The following is a 1,050-nucleotide window of genomic DNA, read 5'->3' as shown; positions in this document are numbered from 1 at the left end:
ACCCCATACCCAACATTGTGGTAACTGTACTCGTTGTTTACAAGCTTGTCCTACCGATGCTATTACCCAACCATTTGTAGTTGAAGCCAATCGTTGTATTGCCTATCATACAATTGAAAATCGAGATGAAAATTTGCCCGGTACTATTGCATCTCATTTACAAGGTTGGGTCGCAGGTTGTGACATTTGTCAGGATGTTTGTCCTTGGAACCAACGATTTGCCAAGGAGACTGATGTATTAGAATTCCATCCTTACCCTGGAAATATATCACCAAAGTTGGTAGAATTAGCAAACATCTCTCATGGAGATTGGGATCGCCAATTTACGGCATCGGCATTACGTAGAATTAAACCGAAAATGTTACGACGGAATGCCCGTGCTAATCTAGAAGCGTCCCCAATATAAGTATGACTCAAAAAGTAATTATCTTTGATTTTGATGGCACAATTGCTGACACATTAGATGCTCTGATTAGTATTGCCAATCATTTAGCCAATGAATTTGGTTATGCTCCCATCACCACGGAAGAGCTAGCATATTTAAGGAATTTAAATTCTCGGCAAATAATTAAGTATTCTGGTATACCCCTATTAAAAATTCCCTTTTTAGTTAAAAAAGTTAAATCTGAATTAAAAGGAAAAATTCACGAATTAAAACCAATTGTTGGGATTAAAGAATCTTTGATTGCTTTGAGGAATGAAGAACATCGTTTAGGAATTATTACTTCTAATTCTGCCGATAATGTCATGGATTTTCTCAAAAATAATGATTTGGAAATGTTTTTTGACTTTATTTATTCTGGAGTGACAATTTTTGGCAAAACAACAATTATTAATAATGCATTAAGGCAAAATAATTTATCATCACAGCAAGTAATTTATGTGGGGGATGAAACCAGGGATGTAGAAGCATCCAAAAAGGCTAATATTAAAGTCATTGCAGTAGCCTGGGGTTTTAATTCTCACGAGGTACTAGCCAAGCAAAGTCCAGATTTTTTAATTCATCAACCAAAAGAACTATTACAGGTAATTCAGAAATGTTAATGAACC

At 35.3% G+C, this 1,050-nt stretch carries 2 protein-coding genes; both read left to right on the top strand.

Annotated features, from left to right (window positions below; genetic code table 11):
• The coding region (locus tag F6K52_RS36745; protein WP_293090222.1) for a 4Fe-4S double cluster binding domain-containing protein at positions 1-406 on the top strand (406 nt) is incomplete at its 5' end.
• Between the two features lie 2 nt (positions 407-408).
• Positions 409-1,044, top strand: a complete 636-nt coding sequence (locus tag F6K52_RS36740) for an HAD-IA family hydrolase (RefSeq protein WP_293090220.1) — start codon at positions 409-411, stop codon at positions 1,042-1,044.
• Positions 1,045-1,050: the final 6 nt, after the last annotated feature.

Source organism: Moorena sp. SIO3H5, from assembly GCF_010692395.1.
Lineage (GTDB): Bacteria > Cyanobacteriota > Cyanobacteriia > Cyanobacteriales > Coleofasciculaceae > Moorena.
This window is presented reverse-complemented; position numbering and strand designations above follow the sequence as displayed.

Excerpts from the sequence above, each read along its gene's own strand:
- F6K52_RS36740 (WP_293090220.1), top strand. The coding sequence starts at position 409 with ATGACTCAAAAAGTAATTATCTTTGATTTTGATGGCACAATTGCTGAC.